Origin of the sequence: Kroppenstedtia sanguinis (assembly GCF_050433445.1) — a bacterium.
Lineage (GTDB): Bacteria > Bacillota > Bacilli > Thermoactinomycetales > DSM-45169 > Kroppenstedtia > Kroppenstedtia sanguinis.
The window spans coordinates 17583-40922 of sequence record NZ_JBNPXF010000002.1; the positions used below are offsets into that span (position 1 = coordinate 17583).

The 23340-nt window shown below is 50.3% G+C and carries 20 protein-coding genes and 1 pseudogene; 14 read left to right on the forward strand and 7 right to left on the reverse strand.

What is annotated here, in order from left to right:
- Positions 1 to 459 precede the first annotated feature (459 nt).
- On the reverse strand, positions 460 to 2400 hold the full coding sequence (locus JOD24_RS01730; RefSeq protein WP_380164464.1) for an AMP-binding protein: 1941 nt from the start codon (positions 2398 to 2400) through the stop codon (positions 460 to 462).
- 219 nt (positions 2401 to 2619) lie between these two features.
- Between JOD24_RS01730 and JOD24_RS01735 the strand changes: the two genes are divergently transcribed.
- Entirely contained in the window at positions 2620 to 3348 is a 729-nt protein-coding gene (locus JOD24_RS01735) for an alpha/beta hydrolase (RefSeq protein ID WP_380164466.1), read from the forward strand.
- Positions 3349 to 3383: 35 nt separating this feature from the next.
- On the opposite strand, the gene JOD24_RS01740 is transcribed toward JOD24_RS01735, so the two are convergent.
- The 3 genes from JOD24_RS01740 to JOD24_RS01750 form a co-directional block, all read right to left on the reverse strand.
- On the reverse strand, positions 3384 to 4025 hold the full coding sequence (locus tag JOD24_RS01740) for an HAD family hydrolase (RefSeq protein WP_429246201.1): 642 nt from the start codon (positions 4023 to 4025) through the stop codon (positions 3384 to 3386).
- 14 nt (positions 4026 to 4039) lie between these two features.
- Entirely contained in the window at positions 4040 to 4702 is a 663-nt protein-coding gene (locus tag JOD24_RS01745) for an AIM24 family protein (protein ID WP_429246202.1), read from the reverse strand.
- Between the two features lie 67 nt (positions 4703 to 4769).
- Positions 4770 to 5210, reverse strand: coding sequence for a BrxA/BrxB family bacilliredoxin (locus JOD24_RS01750; RefSeq protein ID WP_380164472.1), 441 nt, complete (start codon positions 5208 to 5210; stop codon positions 4770 to 4772).
- A gap of 749 nt (positions 5211 to 5959) precedes the next feature.
- Between JOD24_RS01750 and JOD24_RS01755 the strand changes: the two genes are divergently transcribed.
- Both JOD24_RS01755 and JOD24_RS01760 read left to right on the forward strand, forming a co-directional pair.
- Entirely contained in the window at positions 5960 to 6253 is a 294-nt protein-coding gene (locus tag JOD24_RS01755) for a cytochrome C oxidase subunit IV family protein (protein ID WP_380164474.1), read from the forward strand.
- A gap of 518 nt (positions 6254 to 6771) precedes the next feature.
- On the forward strand, positions 6772 to 8106 hold the full coding sequence (locus tag JOD24_RS01760; RefSeq protein ID WP_429246203.1) for a helix-turn-helix domain-containing protein: 1335 nt from the start codon (positions 6772 to 6774) through the stop codon (positions 8104 to 8106).
- Between the two features lie 80 nt (positions 8107 to 8186).
- Here JOD24_RS01760 and JOD24_RS01765 read toward each other — a convergent pair whose 3' ends face one another.
- Positions 8187 to 9086: a LysR family transcriptional regulator gene (locus tag JOD24_RS01765; RefSeq protein WP_429246204.1), complete on the reverse strand. Its 900-nt coding sequence runs from the start codon at positions 9084 to 9086 to the stop codon at positions 8187 to 8189.
- A 189-nt stretch (positions 9087 to 9275) separates the two neighbouring features.
- Between JOD24_RS01765 and JOD24_RS01770 the strand changes: the two genes are divergently transcribed.
- From JOD24_RS01770 to JOD24_RS01820, 11 genes and pseudogenes are all read left to right on the forward strand, one after another.
- Positions 9276 to 9821 (forward strand): flavodoxin family protein, encoded by a 546-nt coding sequence (locus JOD24_RS01770; RefSeq protein WP_429246205.1) that lies wholly within the window; start codon positions 9276 to 9278, stop codon positions 9819 to 9821.
- A gap of 148 nt (positions 9822 to 9969) precedes the next feature.
- The gene (locus JOD24_RS01775) at positions 9970 to 11283 is read left to right on the forward strand and encodes an AAA family ATPase (protein WP_429246206.1); all 1314 of its coding nucleotides are present in this window, start codon (positions 9970 to 9972) and stop codon (positions 11281 to 11283) included.
- Positions 11284 to 11293: 10 nt separating this feature from the next.
- The gene (locus JOD24_RS01780) at positions 11294 to 11614 is read left to right on the forward strand and encodes a tetratricopeptide repeat protein (protein ID WP_429246207.1); all 321 of its coding nucleotides are present in this window, start codon (positions 11294 to 11296) and stop codon (positions 11612 to 11614) included.
- 17 nt (positions 11615 to 11631) lie between these two features.
- Positions 11632 to 11697, forward strand: a pseudogene (locus tag JOD24_RS01785) (hypothetical protein); the annotation flags it as partial.
- Between the two features lie 9 nt (positions 11698 to 11706).
- On the forward strand, positions 11707 to 12165 hold the full coding sequence (locus JOD24_RS01790; RefSeq protein ID WP_429246269.1) for a tetratricopeptide repeat protein: 459 nt from the start codon (positions 11707 to 11709) through the stop codon (positions 12163 to 12165).
- A 126-nt stretch (positions 12166 to 12291) separates the two neighbouring features.
- Positions 12292 to 15537: a DEAD/DEAH box helicase gene (locus JOD24_RS01795; protein WP_429246208.1), complete on the forward strand. Its 3246-nt coding sequence runs from the start codon at positions 12292 to 12294 to the stop codon at positions 15535 to 15537.
- A gap of 182 nt (positions 15538 to 15719) precedes the next feature.
- Positions 15720 to 15941 (forward strand): hypothetical protein, encoded by a 222-nt coding sequence (locus tag JOD24_RS01800; RefSeq protein ID WP_380164488.1) that lies wholly within the window; start codon positions 15720 to 15722, stop codon positions 15939 to 15941.
- Positions 15942 to 16468: 527 nt separating this feature from the next.
- Positions 16469 to 18172, forward strand: coding sequence for a DUF4244 domain-containing protein (locus tag JOD24_RS01805; protein ID WP_429246209.1), 1704 nt, complete (start codon positions 16469 to 16471; stop codon positions 18170 to 18172).
- Positions 18169 to 18618, forward strand: coding sequence for a hypothetical protein (locus JOD24_RS01810; protein ID WP_380164492.1), 450 nt, complete (start codon positions 18169 to 18171; stop codon positions 18616 to 18618). The genes JOD24_RS01805 and JOD24_RS01810 overlap by 4 nt, the downstream gene beginning before the upstream one ends.
- 444 nt (positions 18619 to 19062) lie before the next feature.
- Positions 19063 to 19569: a hypothetical protein gene (locus tag JOD24_RS01815; RefSeq protein ID WP_380164494.1), complete on the forward strand. Its 507-nt coding sequence runs from the start codon at positions 19063 to 19065 to the stop codon at positions 19567 to 19569.
- 60 nt (positions 19570 to 19629) lie between these two features.
- Positions 19630 to 19845 (forward strand): hypothetical protein, encoded by a 216-nt coding sequence (locus tag JOD24_RS01820; RefSeq protein ID WP_380164496.1) that lies wholly within the window; start codon positions 19630 to 19632, stop codon positions 19843 to 19845.
- Positions 19846 to 20110: 265 nt separating this feature from the next.
- On the opposite strand, the gene JOD24_RS01825 is transcribed toward JOD24_RS01820, so the two are convergent.
- Positions 20111 to 20455 (reverse strand): hypothetical protein, encoded by a 345-nt coding sequence (locus JOD24_RS01825; RefSeq protein WP_429246210.1) that lies wholly within the window; start codon positions 20453 to 20455, stop codon positions 20111 to 20113.
- 1333 nt (positions 20456 to 21788) lie between these two features.
- Positions 21789 to 23315: a restriction endonuclease subunit S gene (locus tag JOD24_RS01830; RefSeq protein WP_429246211.1), complete on the reverse strand. Its 1527-nt coding sequence runs from the start codon at positions 23313 to 23315 to the stop codon at positions 21789 to 21791.
- Between the last annotated feature and the right edge of the window lie 25 nt (positions 23316 to 23340).

The window sequence follows — 23340 nt, forward strand, 5'->3', positions numbered from 1 at the left end:
GTTTTAGGTCCAGTTTGAACCTTTTCTCTCTATCACCTGTGTCGGTCGAACCTTTATATCTGTTGAATAACCGCCTGTATTAAAAGGAAAATCATACCCGTCGTACTTAGAAATTTTTAAAATGGAAAAAGAAGAAAAAAGGACGATCAAAGCCGAACCCACCACCCGATCCCCAGCTTGTACCGATAGGACGCGATGAACTGCATACCAAGCGACATCCAAGGAGATTTGCCACAACTCCTGCGTTCTCGTTTGAAGGATCTACTCGGCACGCTTAGCATTCCCCCGGAATCATTCCGGGGGATTTTCATAAAATCTTGTTAACGTTGGTAAGATCGGTTAACCCGTGGACCGACGGCCAACTTATATTATAATCCTCTCGCCTCCTTTTCGAAATGTAATTCTCATAAATAAAGGGCCCGTTTTTAATTAACGGGCCCTTCTGTTTATGAACTTTTTTTAAGAGTGAACCCCTCGTACCGCTTCCACAGCCTGAGGATTCTCCAGGGAAGAGAGATCTCCGGCTTCCTTGCCAGTATATGCTGCCTTGATCGCCCGCCGCAGAATTTTTCCATTCCGTGTTTTGGGCAGATCGGACACAAAATGGATCTCTCGGGGTCTTAACGCTTTCCCTATCTTTTTCTCGACGGAAGCCATTAAATCCTGTTTCAACTCCTCACCCGGTACAAAACCCGGCTTTAGGACAACAAAACAGATGGCTACCTCTCCTTTGTCCGGATCGGGCACGCCGATGGTGGCCGCCTCCAATACCCCGACGTGATCTACCAGGACCGATTCCAGCTCTGCCGGACCCAACCGTTTTCCGGCAATTTTCAACGTGTCATCAGACCGGCCGGTGATGTACCAAAACCCTGCATCCTCGGCGAGTACCCAGTCACCATGCACCCATTGGTCTGGCCAGCGATTCCAGTAGGTCTCTTCATAGCGCTGTGGATCCTTCCAAAAACCGCTGGTCATTCCGACCCAGGGTTGGCGGATCACCAGTTCTCCCACCTCTCCACGGGTCGGCTGCCCCTCACTGTTCAGGACCTCCGCATCCATCCCTGGCATCGGTCCATTGAAGGAACAGGGAGCGATCGGCTTCATTAAGTTTCCCGCGAGAATTCCCCCGGAAATCTCTGTTCCGCCGGAATAATTCCAGATCGGAACCCTCTTTTGGCCCACTTGTGCAAACAGCCACTGCCAAGGCTCGGGGTTCCAAGGTTCTCCGGTAGAGCCGAACACCTTCAGACAACTCAGGTCGTGCCGCTGAACCCAGCTCTCTCCGTATTTCATCAAGGCACGGATCGCCGTCGGAGATACCCCCAAGTGAGTAACTCCGTGGGTCTCTACCAGTTTCCATAGACGGTCCGGTTCGGGATAATCCGGGGTTCCTTCAAAGAGGAGCATAGTCGCACCATTCATCAAAGCGCCAAACACCATCCACGGTCCCATCATCCAGCCCATGTCAGTCATCCAAAAGAGAAGGTCCCCGGCTTTCACATTCATGCCGTATCCTGCATCAAAGCCGGATTTCACCGGAAAACCTGCATGAACGTGAACAGTTCCTTTTGGCCGGCCGGTGGTACCAGAGGTATAGATGATCATAAAAGGGGTATCCGCATGGGTCATTTCACATGAAAGCGCTTTCGAATAGGTCATCAAATCAGCCCAGTCTACATCCCGACTCCCGTTGCGGGGACAGTCCTGCCGCCCAAGCCGGCGGACGACAACCACCTTCTCCACACTGGGCGAGAGATCCGCGGCTCGATCCGCTTCCTCTTTCATGGAGATCACTTTCCCCCGTCGCAGGAACCCGTCGGCCGTCACCAGTACCTTGGCTTCACAATCCCGCAAGCGGTTGGCTACAGCATCGGCTCCATACCCAGAAAAACAAGGAGTGAACACCGCCCCGATCCGAGCGACGGCCAGCATCGAGATCACGTTTTCAGCTACCATAGGCAGATAGATGGCGATCCGATCCCCCGGTCCGACACCCAGCTGGCGCAGACCGTTGGCCAGGGCATTCACCTCTTCCCACAACTCCTGATAGGTCAGCTTGCGAACGCCTCCGTCATCTCCCTCCCAGATCAACGCCAACCGCTGCCGGGTCCCCGCATCCTTCACAAAACGATCCAGGCAATTGTGGGCCACATTCATCTTGCCATCCACAAACCAGCGGGTCCAAGGGACTCCATCTGAACTGTCCTTCACCTGTCGATAGGGCTGGAACCAATCCAACTCCATATCCTCTTCCACGATCCGCCAAAACCAGGCCGGATCCTGAATCGAGCGCTTGTAGAATTCGTCATAGTCACTCATCCCATGCTTTTTCATCAGCTGGTACAGCTTCATCTCTGCCACTTGATCCTCTGTTGGAAACCAGACGGCTTTGCTCATCAATTCACTCCCCCGTTCCTATGATTTGTGCCTTTATTTTAAACAGTCAAAATCAAGGGGTCAAAATCTTCAGGTGTGCTTGATTAGCCACGATTCCCTGCCACCGCCCATTTTCTAGTTAAATCAACAGCCCTGCAAAAACTCCTGTGATCTCCCGGTAGGGCAAGGACTCCATTTAGGGTACAATCAAAGAGAGGCACACAGAAGAGGTGGTGGATCATGGACAAAAAATACTTAAAACGAACCATTCTGAAAAAAGAGGTGGAAAGCGATCACCTGGGAGAGACACGCCAAATTCAGGTGTACCTCCCCCCGGAGCATGAGTGGGATCAATCTTATCCGGTCATCTATCTGCAGGACGGGGACGATTATTTCAATCTAGGCCGTTTGGCCACCCAGGCTAATCGACTGATCCTGGATGGACAAGCCCACCCTTTTGTGGCGGCGGCCATTCCCGTCGATAAAGAGAAGAGAACCTCTGAGTACGCTCCCCAGGGCGAACGTAATTCTCTGTACCTCCGCTTTTTCGCCGAAGAGCTGGTACCGATGGTAGAGCAGGAGTTTCCCGTAGCCACTTCCGTCGACGATCGTGTCCTGGGAGGGTCTTCCCTCGGTGGAACGGTTTCTTTGCACTTGGCATTAACCCATCCAGACCGTTTTCGCCGGGTCCTTTCTCAGTCTGGGGCCTTTCTTCCTCCCACCTTGGAGGCGATCCAACAGGCGAAATCCCTAGACGGACTGGAAATCTATCAGACCGTGGGCAAAGCGGAATCCGACGTCCCTACCCACATGGGTTCCCTAAATCTGTTGGCACGAAATCGGGAAGTTTATCATGCCCTGCAGGAGAAGAACGCCCGGGTCCTCTATTCAGAACAGGAAGGCGGCCATACCTGGGGTTTCTGGCAGAAGGATCTTCCCCAAGCGCTGTGTACCTTTTTTGCTAAATGATCGAGACGGTCCCTGCTGGGACCGTTTTTTCAAGTTCACCGTGAAAAGAACTCGTCTCGAAAAGACTCCACTGATTCTGCCACCTGGTGAGGGATAGGATCGAAGGGACGTGGGTCACTTTCGGGAAACCATCGAACCCCCACCGTACCCACTCCCGCCGCTAATCCCGCGCGCACATCGTCAGGAGAATCGCCGATATAGATTCCCTCCTCTGGTGAACAACCCAACTGGGAGAGAGCCTTTTGAATTCCTTCAGGATCAGGTTTGTATCGACGAACATCCGAACCAGTCACCAGCGTGTCAATCCAGTCTGCCATCTCCAGCTTGGCGAGGGAGATCTCTGCACTTTTCCGCCCTTTCCCGGTAATCACACCCACGTAATAGCCTTTCGCCTTCAGGTCGCGAAGGAGTTGAAGCACCTGAGGTACTTGCTCCACTTCTTCCTCATGAAACTTTTGGTATAAAGAAAAGTATTCCTCCAGAAAGGCTTCCAGTCTCTGTTCCGGTACTTCCCGGCGAATGATCTCCTCCTCCGGCGGACCGAACAGAGAGAAAATTTCCTCATTGGTGCGCTCTCTTCCGTCCACACCCTTCCACAATTCCCGGAATGAGCGGTAAATCAAAGGAAAGGTATTGGCCAAGGTTCCATCAAAATCAAACAGCACAGCTCGGATCACTCTCCCCACTCCCTTCATTCTTTTTTTCCGAAAGAAGTCAGTTCCGCTGGTTGTATAAGCACCTTGCCTGTCCCGATGAAATCGAGTTGGAATGTCTCACCTGAGGAACGGCCCAGAATAGTTTTCAGATTGATGTCTGCTTTCAATTTGGGGGAGACCCCAGATGTCCAGCCGATAACCGCATTGGGGTCCACCAACACCGGGGCCTCCAGGGCGATCGGTTCTCCGTGGGAACTGATGGCCACATAGCCGTTCCCCGTCAGCCTGCAAGTAAAGAGCCCCCCAGAGGTGATCCCCGCCCCCCGGATCATGGAGATATCCCAAGCGATCGTCTCCTCGAAAGCCAGCAAATGGCGCCCCTCCACAAACAGTGTTTCCCCCTGCAACTTCAAAATGGTGACCTCCGCCGCATCATCAGCCAGGAAAAGATCCCCCTGCCCAGTCGCCTCCATCAGCGGAATACCCTCTCCGGTCAATTTCTGTTTAAACCATTTTCCCATCCCGCCGGCGGTGCTACGAAATTTGATCTCCCCTTGATAAGCCACCATGCTTCCCGCCCGGCAGTACACCCGATCCGATACATGTATTTTCAATGCCCGGCTGTTCTGTTTGACAAAAGGTTCCGCAGCTTCCACTTCCTCAGCCTGATCCAAAAGTTGTTGCAAGGTTTCCGCCATCGAATCTTTCCTCCTCTTCAAAAAGTGTCGCCTTTCATAAAAAAGGCGACACCGTGGTTTTGCGCATTCAGCAATATTTGTCGTAGGCGCTGGTCAGGTTGGCCGAGATCTCTTCCAATGTCCGATCTTCGATCTCGTGACGTTGCACCATGTGAACGATCTTGCCATCCTTCATCAGCGCGAAGGATGGGGAAGAAGGCGGATAACCTTCAAAGTATTCCCGAGCTTTAGCCGTCGCCTCCCGATCTTGACCAGCAAAGACCGTGAACAGGTGATCCGGCTTCCGCCCATTGTTCAGGGAATGGGCCACAGCCGGGCGAGCTAGTCCTGCGGCACATCCGCAGACCGAATTGACCGCTACCAAGGCCGTTCCCTTTGCACCTTTTTCCTCCAACGCCTCCACCACTTCTTCAGGTGTCCGCAACTCTTCAAAACCGATCTGGGTCAATTCGTCCCGCATCGGCTGAACCATTGATTGCATCTGTTGAATATAGAAATCTTGCGCCATCACAGGATCCCTCCCTCCCTGTTATTGTATCCCAATCCCTCCCTCCAAGTCTACAAAGTGAAAGGAGACTTCTTCTTTAAAGGTATCTAGCAACTCCAGATGTGTTCATCGGCCATATTTACTCCGCTCCGACGCAGTATCAGGCACGCTTTCGCTTCCAGGTCTCGCTATGCATCCTGCTAAAAAGTGAAAACGAATCGTTTTAGAATCTGACTATTGGCATGGAAGCAACGCAAGGGAAATTATTGCCTTTAGGGCATGTCTAGTGATACAAGTGTTTAAGCCCCTTCGGTTTGACAAACAAGGTCTGTCCGAAAACAGGGTGACAAAGCGGTTGGTAACCAGGGTCGGGGGGAGGGTGGGGCGGCGGAGATCCTTTGCCCTCCTCTTTGCAAGAGATCCTAGCCTTCTCATCCCCCCTCGTCCCCCAAGCAATATTCTCGCTTGGAGGCAAGTAGGCGGCGAAGGGAATGTGAAACCCCCTCCCGACCGGGCTCAACCCCAAATATGGATTTATCAGACATCCCCTTATGTCCTCAAAGCGGGGGATAGATCGGATCACACTCAATTAAATCCGCCTGCCCGGTGGAATCTTTTTCACAATGTTGTAGAAGTGGGATGTGAGATGTGGGAAAATAGAATGGGCAGAAACTGGCGAATCCCGGCGATCGGAATAGATCCGCTGGTTTCGGAGCATCCTCCCCTAATAGGGAATGATCTGAACCTGAATAACAAAGGCGGAATGAAAGATGACCGATCTCAAGCAGAACACCCGTCGCCGGGAAACTCCCTCCAAACATCTTCGTTCCTTTGGATGGATGCTACTCGTGACAGCGATTGCATTTGCGTCGGTGGGATCCCGTTATTTCCCAGCGTCAATCACCTTGACAGTCATCCTGGTTATGGCCGGGATCCAGCTCATATTGCAACTTACTCGTTTCATGCATCTGGATCGGCGCAGTCAGATTCCGATCCTGTTTATGACTGCAGGACTCGGCTTCAGTCTGATCATTGTCGTCGGTATCTATTTTATGCGAGGATAACCCTCCAGCCATCCTCTGTTTGATCCATCCGTGGCTGGGGTAACTGATGTGAACGCCGTCTCCAATCTCCTGACCACAAACAGCGAACCTGGCGAGAGTTGTACCCAAACAAAGGGTACAAAGCCTCCGCCAGCGAGTTATTGTTCGGAAAATACCGACTTGCCCCACGCCATTTTTCACCTCACCCAGGTGTTGATTAGCCCTATTTTAGGCAGGAAATCAGGTCGGGATGGGGGGAACGATGAAGAGCCTTTGCGCTCTTGGCAAGAGATCGGAGTCGTCCCCCCATCCCCGTCCCCTCAAGCAATATTTTACAATGGGAGCAATAGGAAGAGGGAAAGGATCGTTTCGTTTCCGCCATCCACTTTATGGTTCATCAACAACCTGACCTTACCCATAAAAATTGGTTTATTTTTCATGGAAAGAAATTTTTATATATGTCTGTTTTTTATTTTATAATGGACTCAATCGGTCTAGTTCAAGCTACAAATTTGAAATAAATATAATGAGGTGATCCCGTGAGTTTTCTGGAAATCCATGAAATTGGCGAAGTGATTCGCAAAGTGAGAAAGGATCGTGGTCTGCGCTTGGAGGATTTGGCAGATGAAAATATCTCCCCCGCCACGATCAGCAACATTGAACGGGGAGTTCCCCATGTCAATCTGGAAAAAACCAAGTACCTTCTGAACAAGCTGGAACTGGATATTGAAAGCCTTCCCAGTCTGATGGTCAGTGAACAGCAAGAAATGGAAGAGACTAAGTTTGAACTTTTTAAAGTGGAAGTATTGCTAGATATCGAGGATCTCAACCCATCCCAGAAAAAACTGGAGAATCTCGATCTCGATGATGGACATCCCTATGCAGCCACCGCCCATTTTCTGAAGGGGAAGCTAAACCGGATCAAAAGGAATTGGAAGCGGGCCGAACGCTCTTTTTTCAATGCCATTCGCCTGGCTAATCAGAACAACCCGGACTCGGAGTCTAATATCGAAGCTGCCTCCTACAATGAACTGAGTCTGACCAGCTTCGGCCAGAATGATCTGAAACAAGCGCTCAAATATGCAGAAAACGGACTGGAGGTCTTCCAGCCGGGAGGCGAGCGACCTCAGTACGAGTTTATTCTGAAGCGAAACCGGGCCATCTACCTGGAACGCTTGGGCCGACTCGGAGAAGCGATGCAAATCGTGCAAGAAGCTTGGCCCCAGATTCATGAAATGATTCAAGTCGAAACCATCCTCAGCTTCTACTGGTTGCGCTCCGACCTTCTCCGACGGTCGCAAATGTTTGACGAAGCCATCACCTATGCCAAAGAGGGGTTGGAGTTTGCCCGCATCAATCGCAATCATGATTCGATGTTTGATCTGTGGACTGTACTGGGTAGCATCTATATGGACAAAAAGCGATGGGATCAAGCGGAATCCAGCTTTGAAATGGCTTTGAAATTGTCCGACCAAGTCCAAGAGGAAGACAAGCTGACAACCGTTCACGCCCGCTTAGGTGTCCTGTATATGCATCGACCCGATGGGAGAGACCCTTTCGAAACGATCCAAAAGGCCATCCAGATCGGAGAACGGACCAACAGTGCCACGCGCCTGTCCTACGCTCTGCAAGTGATGGGCGATTATTTCCGGAAAAAGGAGGATCTGGAGCAAGCCATCCTCTATTACACTAGAATGTTGAAACTGGCTAAAAGGCATGACTATAAAAAGAAGGAATACCTTGCCTTGTTCCGATTGTCTCAATGCTATGAAACTCAGGACGAGGAAAAATTCCACCAATGTTTGCGTGAGCTGTATCAAGTGCAGCAAGAGTTGCAAGAGGAAGCAGGCGGCTTTCAGGAAGAGATGGACTAAAAAGAGACAAGATCTGAACCCGGGTGTTTACCCGGGTTTTTTATATAACAAAATCCTCGTTTACTGTGGCTCCACTCCGCTCAGCCCTTCTCCCCCAGCTGGAGCCTTTCCCTCACCAGTTGGATCCATCCCGCCATCGCCGGGGTGATCCATTTGTCCTGATGCCAGGCGAGTTGGGTAAAGACGCAGTCTTCCGGGTGGGACCAAGATAGCGCGATCAAACGTCCCTCCTTCAATTCCCTGTCCACTGCCATCCGCGGAAGGTAAGCTAGCCCCAAGCCGCTGATGGTACATTGTTTGATCGCCTCAATATTCCAAAAATCGATCTGTTGTCCAACCCCTCGGCCCGACCTCTGTAGCCGTCTTTCCAACAATATGCGATAGCTACATCCCCACTCCGTCTGCAACAGGGTCTGATCCCTCAGGTCGCTGGCAAGAAGCCGCTTTCTCCCGGCGAGGGCATGACCTGGCGGCGCCACCAGCATCAACTCCTCCCGGATCAAGGTTTCTGTATGCAACTCCGGTTCCCTTCGTTCCTCATCCAAGAGAAAGGCGAGATCCATCTCTCCTTCCCTCAGTTGAGCTCTCATATGCCGACACTGTCCAGGATACAGCTCCAGTTGGACTTGAGGGTACCTCTTTCGGAATTCATGAAGAATCGAGGGTAAGCGATAGACGAGCAGAGATTCTGCCGCCCCGATCCGCAAGGGACCGGCTGGCACTTCCGAATGGCCGATGCTTTCCGCCGCCTCCAGGGACAGGCGGACCATTTCCTTAGCATAGGGCAGGAGACGCTTGCCAGCTTCGGTCAAGACAGTCCGTTTTCCCAACCGGTCAAAAAGGGGACTGCCCAGTTGCTCCTCCAGCTTATGGATATGAGCCGTCACCGTAGACTGAGCGTATCCTAACTCCTTCCCAGCTCGGGTGAAGCCTCCCTTCTCCGCCACGGTTCGGAAAGTTTTCAGATGACGCAACTCCATGACCTCTCCCTCCTCTGCCTATCATTATAAATTCCGATCGTTTAAATCGAAATCATTCATTTAACAGATGATACAGCGCCGGCCTATAATGGGAGGCGAAGGGGAAGCATTTTCCCTCTGTAGAAGTCCGATCCGGTAGAACGCTTCCGCCCTGTTCATTTCATTGATGAAAGGAGACTTTCAATCCCTGTGAATATCCTTACGATACTGGGAAGCTCCCGTAAAGACGGCAATACGGAACAACTGGCAAACCAGGTGACCGCCGGACTGCCTACCACTTTCCTCCGCCTGAAGGAGTCCCAAATTCTGCCCATCGATGACCTCCGTCACGAACCCGGCGGATTTCAAAAAGTGGACGATGACTATGATCCCTATGTGGAGCAGCTGGCCCATCATGAGGTGATTGTTTTCGCCACTCCCCTCTACTGGTACGGGATGTCCGGTCGGATGAAAAACTTTGTCGATCGCTGGTCTCAATCCCTCCGAGATCCCGATAGGTCCTTGCGGGACGCCGTCCAGGGTAAACCGGCGGTGGTGGTTGTCACCGGCGGGGACGCTCCCGGAGTGAAAGGCCTGCCACTCATTCAACAATTCCACTGGATTTTTGAGTTCGTAGGCATGAACTTCCTCGATTATGTCATCGGAACCGGGAATAAACCCGGGGAAATTCTTCAAGACAAAGCCGCCCTCGCCAAAGCCCAATCCATCAACCACCTACTTCACACACTGAAATAAAGTCCACCTCCTCCTCACAAACGCTCCCGCTGAATCAGCGGGAGATTTCTCTGATCAAATCTCTTGTTCATCCGGATCTCAAATGATATAAATGAGTGTGAAATCTTATCTATTTCTCTTTTTAGGGAGGCTATCGCAGGAGGGACTTATGCAGGAACTTCAAAAAAATATCGACGCTGTCCTTGAAGCACTGAAATTTAGCCCGGAAAATCATCCCTTGAAAAGACATGTTGCCCAACTATTAATTCAAGCAGGCAGACATGAAGAAGGGATCCTTCATCTGGAAGAGATCCTGGAAAAAGAGTCAGACCCAGAGACTATCCATCTGTTAGCTCGTGCTTACTATGATCAGGGACAGTTCCAGAAAGCAGAAGCCAGTCTACAACTCGCAGAGGAACCGACACCTCTGATACAAATGCTTGCAGCTAAAATCGCACTAGCCCTGGGAGATCCCCAGGGAGCCGCCGACCGCTATCAGGAAGCCATAGAAGGGGATCCCACCCTGGAAGATCCTGAATTTCAGGAAGAATTGCAACAGCAGGGGGCCAAAGTGAAAGCCCAACTGAAGGTGCTGGAATTCCACAAAAACGCCATTGACAAAGACTTGGATCGTCCCACTCTCACCTTTCAGGATGTAGGCGGGTTAGAGAAACTGAAAGAAAATATACGTATGAACATTATCTATCCCTTTCAAAACCCGGACCTATTTCGTTCCTATGGCAAGAAAACCGGCGGCGGCATCTTGTTGTACGGTCCTCCCGGCACCGGCAAAACTTTTATCGCCCAGGCGACCGCCGGGGAGTGCAACGCCCACTTTATCAGTTTGGATATTCACCGGATCTTGGATATGTATATAGGACAAAGTGAGAAAAATCTGCACGAACTCTTTGAGACTGCCCGCCGCCATGCGCCCACCATCATCTTCATCGATGAGTTGGACGCGATCGGGGGAGCCCGGCAGCAAACACAGTCTTCCCACTCTCGGGCTCTGACTAACCAGTTGCTGAATGAACTGGACGGATTCCACTCCGATAATCGGGATATTCTTGTCCTGGGAGCCACCAACACCCCCTGGTTTGTCGATTCCGCTCTGCGACGGCCCGGACGATTTGACCGGGTTCTGTTTGTCGCCCCTCCTGATCTGGAAGCTCGAGTAGAGATTCTGCATATTCATCTGAAAGGGAAGCCTGTGGAGGAAATCGATTACGTGAAGGTGGCAAAAAAAACGGAGCGTTTCTCTGGAGCCGACCTGCAAGCCGTCGTGGACGCCGCCGCCGACATTGCAATTCAGGAAGCGATGAAAACAGGGCAAAAGCGCCCCATCACCACTTCAATGCTGGTTCAGGCCACTAAAGATGTGAAACCCTCCACCCTGGAGTGGATCTCCACCGCCAAAAATTATGCTACCTACAGCAATCAAGCTGGAACCTATGATGAGATTCTGGAGTATCTGAATAAGTAGGAGGAAACTCATGTCAGTCGCCGGTATCGATATCTCCCGGGAACTGGATCGGGCGGAACAAGCCATCCGGATCGGACGCCCCAATCTCGCCATGGAGATCACTGCCAAAGTTCTGACCGCTGAACCGGAACATGCCGGCGCCCACTATTTGATGTCCTTGTCCTGGGCAGAATGTTCGGAGAAAAAGACTCACCGGGCACTGGAATCCATTGTAAAGGCTGTCCGTTTTCAACCGGACGAGCCCTTGTATCTCGCCTTTCACGGGGTTCTTTTGGGATCCGTCAAAAAAACGTCGAGGCGAACCAAGCTTATCAACAGGCTCTCCGGATAGATCCGGACCATGACCTCATCCATTATTGGTACGCGGATTTCCTCCAAAACCGCCAAGATCTGGATCGGGCACTGAGCCACATTCAAAGGGCGTTGGAACTGGATCCGGGGATTGCAGATTATCATCCCCTCCACGGACGGATCCTAGGGGAACAAAAGAAACCCCAAGCCGCCCGGAAAGCCTTCCAAACCTCCCTCAGCCTCGATCCCGAAAGCCTGAACATCCATTATAATTACGGGGTGTTCCTGCTGAACCAAAACCGCCCTAAACCCGCCTTCGAGCATCTGCGGGAAGCGATGCGGATCAACCCAGAGGATCCGCATATCCGAGAAATCTTCCCTTTGGCCCTGAAAGCAAAACACCCCCTCTACCGTCCACTCTGGTTCTGGTTTATGTTTCTATCGCGGATGGGACGCTGGCATCTGTTGCTGATCATCGGGTTGTTTATCTTTCTTCGCCCTCTTTTCTTCCTTCACCTTCTCTTCATCATCCTGTTCTGGATCGTGGATCCCCTGTTCAATTACCTGATCCGCCGAGGGTGGATCAAATAGGACCCAAAGGGGAAAAAACAACAGGGGGTCCCTTTTTTGTGCCGCATCGAAATCCCGACGAAGTTTCACTGATCCCCACTATGTTACAATGGTTAGATCCGAACACGTTCAAAGGGGAAAGAAACCATGGCATGGCTCGTCGGTTTGGATGAGATTCTGAAACAATCTTCCAGCTGGATGACTTACAAAAGAGGAATGGAGTATTATCGCGAACATCGAGTGAAAATGCTCAAGTTTGATCCGGATGAGATGAATTTTCGGGCCGTCGTGGAAGGCAGCGAGGTATATGAAGTGTTCCTACACACAGACTGGGATGGTTGCTTGCACAGAGTGGAATGCACTTGTCCCGCCTTTGCTTCCATGGCCGGTACCTGCAAACATATCGTCGCTGCATTGCTCCAGGTCAAGGAAGAGGTGAAGCATTCCGACTGGCATCCACCCAAACAAGATCCCCACGAGAAGACTCTCCGGGAGATCGTGGGGCTGTTTCAACCGGTTATTCCGGCAGAGAACCACACCACGGCTACGCCTCTCCAGGTGGAATACCTCTTGGAATTGACGCCTTCCTGGAACCGGAGGATAGACCGCTGGTTAACTCTGCGATTGAAAACGGGACCCAAGCGACTCTATGTGGTGAAAAATATCCGGGATTTTTTATCTGCCTTCACCGAGGGGAAACCCCTCTATTTCACCAAAAATTTCACCTATGATCCCGCGGTGCACCTTCCCGATCAAAAAGATCGGGATATGCTCCGCTTTTTGGCATCCCTCTACAAAAGCGAACAGACCTATCAGCAGATGTTCCACCCCTGGGATCCACCTGCTGGGCAAAATGAGCGTCAGCTGACTATCCCTCCGGATCAGATCCTTCCGTTGCTCCAACACCTTCCTGCAGGACGGTTTTGTCTGGAGAGTGACGGAGATTCCTACACGGAACTTCCGGTTATGGAGGGAGAGTCTCCCGTCTCCTTTTCCCTGAGCAGAGAAGGGGAAGCGTATGTTTTGCAACCGGAAGAACAGGGAAACCACGAGGGTCCGGTCCTACTGTCGGAGGATGGCATCTGCTTTGACTCCGGACGGATCTATCAACTGAATCCGGCGCAACGGGAGAACATTCTGCCTTTGTATCGGCGCATCCGTCAACTTCCGGAAGAAAAACTGTACATTCCTCCCGATCGAATGGAAACCTTCTCGTCCACTGTTTTACCTTCCCTGAAAAAAGAAAGCCAGCTGACGATCCAGCGGGACGTCTCGGACCGAATGGTGCAACATCCTTTACGTACAGAGATCTACCTCGATTACAAAAGAGAAACGGAAGACGATGAACGGTTGACGGCCCGGATCACCCATATTTATGGGGGAACCACTGTGGATCCTTTGCTGAGGGAGGAACCGAAAAATGATGGTATCGTTCTTCTCCGGGACATCGAAAAGGAACAGCAGGTGATGGCCGTTTTTGAGGAGGTAGGCTTTCGGTTCAACGGGAAGGAACTTTATCTGGATGATGAAGTCGCTCTCTTCCACTTCATCTATGACCAGATCCCTGAGCTGGAAGAGATGGCGGATCTGTACACCACCCCTGCCCTGCGAAACCTTCTTTTTGCACCGGAGCGGCGTCCGGTTCCCCATGTCGAGGTGGATACTTCGACGGATTGGTTGGAGGTCCGATTTGAACTGCCTGATGCGGATCCGGAAGAGCTAGGGGAGATGTTGCAAGCCATGATCGAGCGGAAACGGTATTATCGTTTGCAAAATGGGGCGTTTGTCTCTCTGGAACCCCCAGGCGGAGAATCTCTCCGCTCTCTTCTCGAAGAGGGGGCTCGCCGTCACCAGATCAAAGACGGTCGCCTGAAGTTACCTGCCGCTCGCGCCTTGCAACTTGAGGAACTTTTGGAACAGCACGCACCAGATATCAAACTGGGACAGCGATTCCGCCGCTTGATCCGCAATATCAAAGACCCGGAGAATCTGAAGTTCTCTCCCCCGGCCACTTTGGAACCGATTTTGCGGGATTATCAGCGGTTTGGTTTTCAATGGCTAAAAACCTTGGCCCATTATCGATTTGGCGGGATCCTGGCTGATGACATGGGCTTGGGCAAGACCTTGCAAGCCCTGACCTTTATCCTCTCCGAACTGGAAGAGGACTCTGACGGCCGCACCGGACCTGCTCTCGTCGTGGCCCCCGCTTCTCTCATCTATAACTGGGAGAAAGAATGTGCTCGCTTTGCCCCTGACATCAAAGCCCTCGTCATCGCCGGTACCCGGACCGAACGGGAGCAGATGTTGCAAGATCTCACCGGCTTCGACCTGCTGATCACTTCGTACCCCTTGCTCCGACGGGACCGGGAGCTGTATGATGCCCATCAGTTCCGAACGCTGATCCTGGATGAAGCCCAATCTTTTAAGAATCAGCACTCCCAAACGTCCCAGGCCGTCCGGCGCATCTCATCGCGAACTCGGTTCGCACTGAGTGGGACTCCAATTGAAAATAGTTTGGACGAATTGGGTTCCATTATGGAGGTGGTGATGCCTGGACTCTTTTTCGGGCGTCAAGCCCTGCGCGATCTTCCAACAAAGGAGGTAGCTCGGCGGGTGCGCCCCTTCATCCTGCGCCGCATGAAAAGGGATGTGCTGACCGAACTGCCGGAAAAGATCGAGTCGGTTCAACTCTCGGAGCTAACCCCTCAGCAGAAGAGACTGTACATGGCTACGTTGCAACAGTTGCGACAAGAGACCCAACAGGCTCTCCAAACCGAAGGATTTCAAAAGAACCGGATGAAGATCTTGGCGGGATTGACCCGCTTGCGTCAGATCTGTTGCCACCCCTCCCTCTATTTGGAAAACTACACCGCAGACTCCGGCAAGTTTGCGCAGTTGCTGGAAAAATTGGATGAGCTGTTGCAAAACCAACGCCGGGCGCTGATCTTCTCCCAATTTACCGGGATGTTGGCATTGATCCGCGCGGAGCTGGAAGGGCGGGGAGTTCCCTATCATTATCTGGATGGATCCACCCCTACCAAAGAACGTCTGGAGATGGCCCACCGATTCAACAGCGGAGAGAAAGACCTTTTTCTTATCTCTCTGAAAGCAGGCGGTACCGGACTCAATCTGACTGGGGCGGATACGGTGATTCTGTATGATCTCTGGTGGAATCCCGCCGTGGAACAACAGGCCGCCGACCGTGCCCACCGCATCGGTCAGAAAAAGACCGTCCAGGTTATCCGCCTGATCACCCGGGGCACGATTGAGGAGAAGATCCACGAATTGCAACAAAAGAAGCAGGCTCTCTTCGATCAGGTGATCCAACCGGGGGAACAGATGCTGACCCGCCTGAGCGAAGCCGATTTGCGGGAGATTTTGAATATAGATTAACGTAGAACCCCTCACATGACTTCATGTGAGGGGTTTAGTGGATCCATAAGGGCAAGTGTACCCTCTTTCCCTGGATACGTCGAAATGCACCCGGATTTCCACTTTTTATCTAGATGGTAAGGGAATGAGAGGCGGGCCTCCGGAGATATTAACAATGAATCCAGTATTCGAGGTGAACACAAATGAAGATGGAATCCGTCCAAGAGCGGTTAAAACTCTGGGGAGAACTGATCATCACCACTGCATCGGGAGAAATGTATGAAATCCACCTAGGTGATACTTCCTTTGACCTGCAACAACGAATCATCAAACTGAGTACACCTGAAGCTGACTTTCTCATCGACGGAGACTCCGTGGAAAACATCAAGCAGCACTATGGACACAAGGTAGAGGAAGACGACTAAAACAGATATCGGGCGATCCAACAAAGAAAAACCTCACGTGAAGCGACCGCTACGTGAGGTTTTCATGGTTCCGTCGGGATCAACCCCGGGGGTGATGCAGATGGATTCGTGATGGAGAACCTGAGGACGGACTAGTTGCCATTTTGTTGCACGAAAGGTTCGGGGTGGCTTGACCTTGGGTGTTCCGTTAGTCTCTTCCTTTTTTAGGTGATTGCACTGTGAAGTGTAGGACTGGATCCGATTCCTTCTATGAGCCACTAATCTTAGTTTAACAACGGAACATATATTCGTAAAATGATTTTCAGAATTTGCTGTTCTAAGGATCCCCACAAGGGAGATCCCGAACGACGCCCGCTTTCATCCCATCCCTAAAGGCCGGGTTTTCTAGCTTGTTTTTTATAAAACTTCCACAATCCAGTGATAGCTGGATTTCTTTCTTTTTACAACCAAAGTCCTATTGTTTAGAAAAGTCAAGATAAACTATCATCCAATTAACCAACAATCTTCCAAAATAGGAGGCGGGTTGATTGGATCTTTTACGTTGGCTCTTTCGGGGAATCCGATCCAAAAGAGGTTCCCCCACTGTTGAATATGTGTTTGTGATGGTGGCCGCTACGATGTTGGCGGGAATTGTGGTCGGAATTGTAAAAAGTGAGCCGGTGCAGGCATCCTTACGACAAGTCATTCTTTGCTCTGTTCCCTTCCTTTATGATGAAAACGGAGAACCTTCCTGTAAGGCCGGGAAATACATGGCCAAAGAAGACCCTAAGCCCGAAAAGCCCGATCCTCCCGAAGATGAGTTCAGCCCTATTCCATTACATACGAAGCCCGAACCTACTCCTCCAGTAAAGCCAGTAAAGAGTGATCCTTCTTGGTATGAGTGTGCACTTAGTTGGGATTGTATCAAGAAAAAAGGGGGAGAGTTACTTTCTGGCCCTAGTGAAGAAAAGAAAAAGCAGTTGCGTGAAGAACGTATAAAAAGGCTTCTTGAAGAAGCACGTAAACATTGTGGAAACGATCAGGAATGCATGGCAAACTATGTCGGGAAGCGGATTGGGTATGATCAGATGGGAACCCTTCCCCAACTACAAGGTTTGATAGGCTTTTCCAAGCTGATGGGTGCCATCACCGGGGTGGATCCGTTTTATGAGTGGGTCAGTTTTGGAATGGATCATCCCGAATTTACTATCGGTTTAGCTGCAACCATCATTGCTCTCTTCGTCTCCCCTCCCCTCGGGGGAACGATGTTGGTCAGCGGAGCCATATCCGGCGGAGTGTCGTGGCTTCAGGGAAACGACTCAGACACCATTCTGCGGGATATGGGGATCGGTGGATTCGCAGGAGTCTTCGGTTATGGGGTGTTCGCCGGGGTATCCCGATATGCAGGGGCTAAATTAGCCCAATCCACACTAAATCCTTTCCTGCAAAAGTGGTTGCCTAAGATCATCGGTGGTGGTAGTGGTGGAGTGGCGGATCAGTCCACCTTTGACTGGCTGAGAGACCGGAAATTGGATTGGAGAAGTGCCACCATAGCGGGCATGATCGGTCTGCTCATCCCCTATGCTGGAGCGATCATCGATGGGGCCCCAGCCTTGAGTAAATCATTTCAACAAATGATCCCCGGTGTCTCCGGCGACGGCACACTGGCGATGCCCTGGGTGAAGAAAAACGGCCAGGAAGCGGCGGGGGGGTATAACAAGGCCTCGGGTAACGGTGGTGGGGGTGGGAAAAGTAATTTAGGGAAACCCGCAACCTTTGATGAAGTAGCTGAGGCGAGAAAAAAATTTGGACTTCCCCTTCGAAGTGGCGATGACGATCCATACACTGTAGCAATTGCAAGAGGTGATGGATATGAGTTTGCTTCAAAGAATGCTCATGGGAATGATAAGGAAATTTCCAAGAACCTCTATATGAATGCAGTTTCCCCGACTCATGCTGAGGCCGATGTTATGTATAGTCTCTTTTTAAAAAGAAAAGCAAAGGGTATAGTAGGTGGAAAAGCTGTGATTACCGTAGACAAAAAACCCTGTGGTTTTTGTAAAGGGGCGCTAGTAAACATGGTTGAGCAATCGAGATTAGATGAACTACAAGTAATTTATATAGAGAATGGCAAAAAAGTAACACAAACTTTCTACCCTAAAAAAGGTTTTGAAAGACTTCCGTGGAGTGTACCAAGGGATAAATATAAGGCAATGAAGGGAGCATCCAGGAAAGGAAGGGGTAAAAAATGAGCCTATGGCTTTTAACGCCTGAACATTTGTCGCCTATTAATGATCCTGATTGGAAAGTAATTGAGGAATATCTGACACAGTTAGACGGACAGAAACGATCGATCGTCACATTAAGAAGAAAAGCCATGGGAGAATTGATTGTAGGTGGGGGTAATCTGATAGATAACGAGGTTTTGTATCATGTAGGTTATTCTTACATCGTAGATGATGATTTAGAGAGGGAAGAAGAGGAAGAGGAAATTGAACCAGTTTACGATGGTGATCGGATCTTTCATTTAATAGATCCATCTAAATCAGGTACAAAAGAAGTGATGATTAAGATATCCCAACTGTCAAATCTGCCTGAAAATATGTGTGTTGATAAACAGATGATGCTTAATGCAGTAAAGTATTTTTACAAGTACGAAAAGCTTCACCCCAAGTTAAATTGGATTGAGGCATCGTAATTCCTTATGATTGTTAACCTTTGCCAACCTAAAACCCCAACATGCTGGGCGTTTTAGGTTCCTTGATGTATATACTGAAAGTAGAAGCATGATTTCCTCCTAGAATCACACTTCTTGCCACCTGCTTTCAGAATGTCAAAGAGAATCGTTTCACCCTGTTCCGCTAATTTTTCTTTGACTTTGTTCCATACCGTGTTGTTGCGAGCGGCCATCTAAAAACTCAGTCTTTCCCATGTTAGACAGTTCGCCACCATTCGAGTCCCTTGAAGAAAGATCTGGGCATCAGAATGCAGATTTGGCTGGGGATACCCTTGAGGGTAGAATGTTTTTGGAGGTTCCAGTACAAAAAAAGCCTGTTCCTAATAATGTTAGAGAGTACGCTACTGACAACGACATCATCATCAGAGATGAGAAGGGTAAAGTCTATAACCCGGAGGTTTTGGAATGAAGGAAGAGTTTTATAAAAAGTGGATGATCAGCTTGGGAAAGCCTAGGCATCCGTTGACTCGGGAAGAAGCCAAAAAGTTGCACGACGAACGGGAAATGTACGTGGTTGTGTTTAAAGAGGGGGATACACCGAAGTTTGTTGTCGAGATGGAGTTTAGAACATGGTATTGCACCGTTCTTCATCTCAATGAGAACAGAAGGGAAGAGATCCTTGAGGCCTACAAGGAAATGTACGATATGTACGACAAAACAGGGGTTGGTATTCCAAAAGGGATTGAAAACCAGATTTTCCTCCGAAATCGAAAAGAAAAATACTTTGACAAAGAAGGTTGGATATCTTTCCTTTTCGAAACGAGCGGAAGGTACGATAAGGTGTATCACAGTTGGTCGGGTGGAGAATATCAGAAAGCCGATCAAGGCATCGAACGCGTGGATAAGTTAATCAAAGATAAACCCGAATTCGGCGATTATTGGGCTCTGTTGCCGGAAGAGAGTGGGTCATAGTTTTATAATTTACCCTCCCATAGCGGAGGGTTTTGTCGTTTTCCTTTCCTGCAAAAGTGGTTGCCTAAGATCATCGGTGGCGGCAGTGGTGGAGTGACGGATCAGTCCACCTTTGACTGGCTGAGAGACCGGAAATTGGATTGGAGAAGTGCCACCCTTGCGGGCATGATCGGCCTGCTCATCCCCTATGCCGGGGCGATCATCGATGGGGCCCCAGCCTTGAGCAAATCATTTCAAAAAATGACCCCCGGTGTCTCCGAAGACGGCACACTCTAGTGTTGCTTCCGTAAGGCTTTGCCCCTGCCCGATGCTCAGATTTGGAGCGGCCAGTCATTACTTCCTTGCTGGATCGGTCGCGTGGGTGAACACGATCTCCTTGCCGAAAATATGGATAATCAACACGCCTGACAGAAGATATATGAATGGGACCAGATGAGTTTTAGCCAAAGAAATCCGGTACCCGTGCACGGGAACCGGACTGCAAGCAGTGAGATGTTTTTGAAAACACGGACCCGGTTGCCGCCGGGTTCGTGTTTTAATGTCAAAGCTGATTCAAATATCGAGCGACATCCTCAGGGACCTTGCAGTCCAATTCGATCAGAGAGACTTTCAACTTCACATAGGGAAGCTCCCGGTAGGTGATGAGCCTTGCCACTTCGTACAATGGAGCCCCTTTTCCTTTCTTTTCCCCTACTTGGAGCGTCTCCTCTTGATAAAAAATATATTCATGGCTTGGTTTTGCGTCCTCGGGTAATCGGGAATCAGATTCCCATTCTTCTACTCGTAGTTTTGCAACAAACTTTTCCAATTCCTTTTTCTCAGTCAAACTGCGTTGAACCTCATCTGAAGCGACGGATTTCATTTCGATCCGTTGTGCTTTATCCATTTCTCCCAAGGCCTCCTGCGGTGAATCTTGTCCGGGCGAACCACACCCATCCACTTCCCCATGTACACCCCACCTTTACCTCAGAATCATCCCCTTAATTTAAACCAATTCGGGAAAAATACCCAATCCAAAGAAGATGTCCGGCCCCGTGGCACCGGGAACCGGACATCTGACCAATGATAGTTTGGTTAAGACTACACGGACCCGGTGGCCGCCGGGTTCGTGCCAAGATGGGATGCCTTTTAATCTTTGATTTTATTCTATCTGATCCCATGGGGAAAGTAAACCTGACGGAGGATTGGACCCCACCTCTGCATAGAACGGGGCAATGAATATCGGATCCCTGCAAACTATTCACACAATGACGCTGTTGATGAACCCTAAAGTGGATGATAGAAACGAAACGACCCTTTCGCTCTTCCCGTCCCCCCATCGTAAAATATCCCTTGAGGGAACGGGAATGGTGGGACGGCTACGATCTGCAAAGAGCGCAAAGGCTCTTCACCGTCCCCCCATTCCGATTTTATTTTATACCTAAAATATGGATAACCCGCACGCCTGAGACAAGTTTCTAAAAGTAATGACAGGCCAGACGGAACAGGGTATAATTTTCCATAGGGCACGAACCCAACGGATGTCGGACCCCCATCGGCGTCGTCACCCCACTTCTGAGGAGACGGATCACTGGACCTGCCGACCGCATCTTCTTTTCGTCTCACGGAAGGAAGGAGCCAACGCAGGAGCACCCAGGGCACGCCCCGAGGAGGTGACCCTTCCATGCTTCCATGGGAGGAGGTGAAAGACTTCCTTTCCCTGCTGTGAGCGGCGTTCCTGGCCTTGGCTCTGGTATTGCTCGCTCACTGGCTTACCCCCTGTGGGAAAAGGAAGAAGTCCGACACCCGTAGCACCGGGAACCGGACTTCTGACCGCAAATCATGTGGCAGTTGATTCACACGGACCCGGTGGTTACCGGGTTCGTGTCCTTTATTGTATGTCCTTTTTGGGTCCAAGAGAAATCAATGGGAGCGCAGGACTGTTGATTAACCAATAAATGGGTGGAGAAAACTAAATCGACCTTTCGCTCTTCCCATTTCCCCATCATAAACTATGGCTTGAGGGGACAGGGAGGGTGGGACGGCTACGATCTCTTGCAAAGAACGCATAGCGAGACCCGGGAGCGGAAAGCGGCCCTAGCGAGACTTGTGCCCTATGGGTGCAAAGGCGAATCAAAGTCCCGCCATCCCGACCGGATTCCCTACCTAAAATATGGATAATCCACATGCCCGGAAAGTAAACCCGACGGAGGTTTGAATCCTCCTCCATAGGTGCGCGATTAGGGTAGATACAATTCCCCCTGCTCCGCCACCTGAAGCGTCTCCCTCACCGGTGATTCGTAAGCGAGCCCGTTTTGTTCCGCCAGAGTACGCTTCAACAGCTCCAGGGCACTCTCCTCCGCCGGATCGTGGGTCCCCAGTTCGCCCCGGAAGGCTTGGGTGAGGATGGATTGGGTGAGCTCATCACAGTCAACTTCGGACAATAAGCTAAGTTGCTCCTTCTCAAGGTGTGCTATCCTATGAATTGCAGAGATAATTTCGCATTGTTCTTCATAACTACATAGCGGAACTGGGATGTTACTCATAAAAGCTTGATTAATTGTAGCCATTCCCACAGTTTGTTTTGAGGAATTTAGAATCAATTCCTTAACGTAACCCAATTCCAATACGTACGCCAGATAAAAAGGATTTACGTGGTTACAAACACGAGCTCTTATATTTTTACTTTCAAAAACGGATTTCGGAAATTCCTTTGGTACGGCTGCACACTTTCCTACTAACTCTCGTGAATTAACACGGTTTATCAGAATATCGCCATATTGAAGTTTATACTCATCAACCTCTGTAGGATCCAACCTCAAAAAGTGCATATCTTTGAAGTTAAGTTCACTTTGATGGATATTGTACATCCTCAGACAAGGAACCCCTATATCGTCGTAGTACTCTTTTGGCTTATAAATGCCGTTTTTAAAGCTGTTAACAATCTCACCCAGCCTCACCCACTTCCACCCCTCTGGCAGTTCGTAGGGTGGATCCATAGGAGCGTAATCGGTGGTCTTTTTGCGGCGGCCCTTCTGGGTCTCCATGCTTGCCTTCTCTTCCCGGATCCGTTCCAGCAGGCGGTCGGCGGGTTCCACGTCGGGGTGCTGTTCTCGCCAAGTGCGGGTCAGTTCGCCGCGGAAGGCCCGGTCGAGGAGGGCGGCACGACGCTGCTCAAAGCTGTCCCGGGCCTCCTGGATCAATCCCTTCGCCTCTTCGATTTTCCCCAACAGAGACTCCACCCGGTCCACGATCCGTTTTTGTTCGGAGAGAGGGGGGAGGGGGAAGGGAACTTTTGCGGCTTTACTTCCCGAAATTTCTTTGAATGTTGTTCCACTAGCAAACTCATCAACAATATGCTTAGCAAAGCGCAAATACCAATACCCATAATCCGGAACATACGCTTCCGTAGGTGGAAAGCTTTTAAATCCTTGATTAGTACAAAGCAAGTTTGCTGCTAAGGCTACATATCCCACTGGTGCTCGTGAAGAAAGGAGTAATGTATTTTTAGGTAACAGCTTAGCAGAGCTGTTTTTCAACCCACTTTTTGTTATGTTACGCTTCCCTTGGCTAATGTATTTATCTTTATATCCTGACAGATCAGCAGGTGTAATCCACGGAATCTCTCCATTATAGTACTCTTCTACACTTGACTTTGGAGTTCCTCCACCAGTAACCTTTGAAAGTGATCCCAACCTCACCCACACCCAATTCTCCGGCAGCTCATAGGGCTGCTCCTCTTCGGGCACCAGGGCTTCAGTCAGCAACTCTTCCAGCGTTTTTGTCTGTTTC

What these genes read in the sequence shown, in the direction of transcription:
- JOD24_RS01730 (WP_380164464.1), bottom strand. Translation starts at nt 2,400, where the DNA reads ATGAGCAAAGCCGTCTGGTTTCCAACAGAGGATCAAGTGGCAGAGATG.
- JOD24_RS01735 (WP_380164466.1), top strand. Translation starts at nt 2,620, where the DNA reads ATGGACAAAAAATACTTAAAACGAACCATTCTGAAAAAAGAGGTGGAA.
- JOD24_RS01745 (WP_429246202.1), bottom strand. Translation starts at nt 4,702, where the DNA reads ATGGCGGAAACCTTGCAACAACTTTTGGATCAGGCTGAGGAAGTGGAA.
- JOD24_RS01750 (WP_380164472.1), bottom strand. Translation starts at nt 5,210, where the DNA reads ATGGCGCAAGATTTCTATATTCAACAGATGCAATCAATGGTTCAGCCG.
- JOD24_RS01755 (WP_380164474.1), top strand. Translation starts at nt 5,960, where the DNA reads ATGACCGATCTCAAGCAGAACACCCGTCGCCGGGAAACTCCCTCCAAA.
- JOD24_RS01765 (WP_429246204.1), bottom strand. Translation starts at nt 9,086, where the DNA reads ATGGAGTTGCGTCATCTGAAAACTTTCCGAACCGTGGCGGAGAAGGGA.
- JOD24_RS01775 (WP_429246206.1), top strand. Translation starts at nt 9,970, where the DNA reads ATGCAGGAACTTCAAAAAAATATCGACGCTGTCCTTGAAGCACTGAAA.
- JOD24_RS01780 (WP_429246207.1), top strand. Translation starts at nt 11,294, where the DNA reads ATGTCAGTCGCCGGTATCGATATCTCCCGGGAACTGGATCGGGCGGAA.
- JOD24_RS01795 (WP_429246208.1), top strand. Translation starts at nt 12,292, where the DNA reads ATGGCATGGCTCGTCGGTTTGGATGAGATTCTGAAACAATCTTCCAGC.
- JOD24_RS01800 (WP_380164488.1), top strand. Translation starts at nt 15,720, where the DNA reads ATGAAGATGGAATCCGTCCAAGAGCGGTTAAAACTCTGGGGAGAACTG.
- JOD24_RS01810 (WP_380164492.1), top strand. Translation starts at nt 18,169, where the DNA reads ATGAGCCTATGGCTTTTAACGCCTGAACATTTGTCGCCTATTAATGAT.
- JOD24_RS01815 (WP_380164494.1), top strand. Translation starts at nt 19,063, where the DNA reads ATGAAGGAAGAGTTTTATAAAAAGTGGATGATCAGCTTGGGAAAGCCT.
- JOD24_RS01825 (WP_429246210.1), bottom strand. Translation starts at nt 20,455, where the DNA reads ATGGATAAAGCACAACGGATCGAAATGAAATCCGTCGCTTCAGATGAG.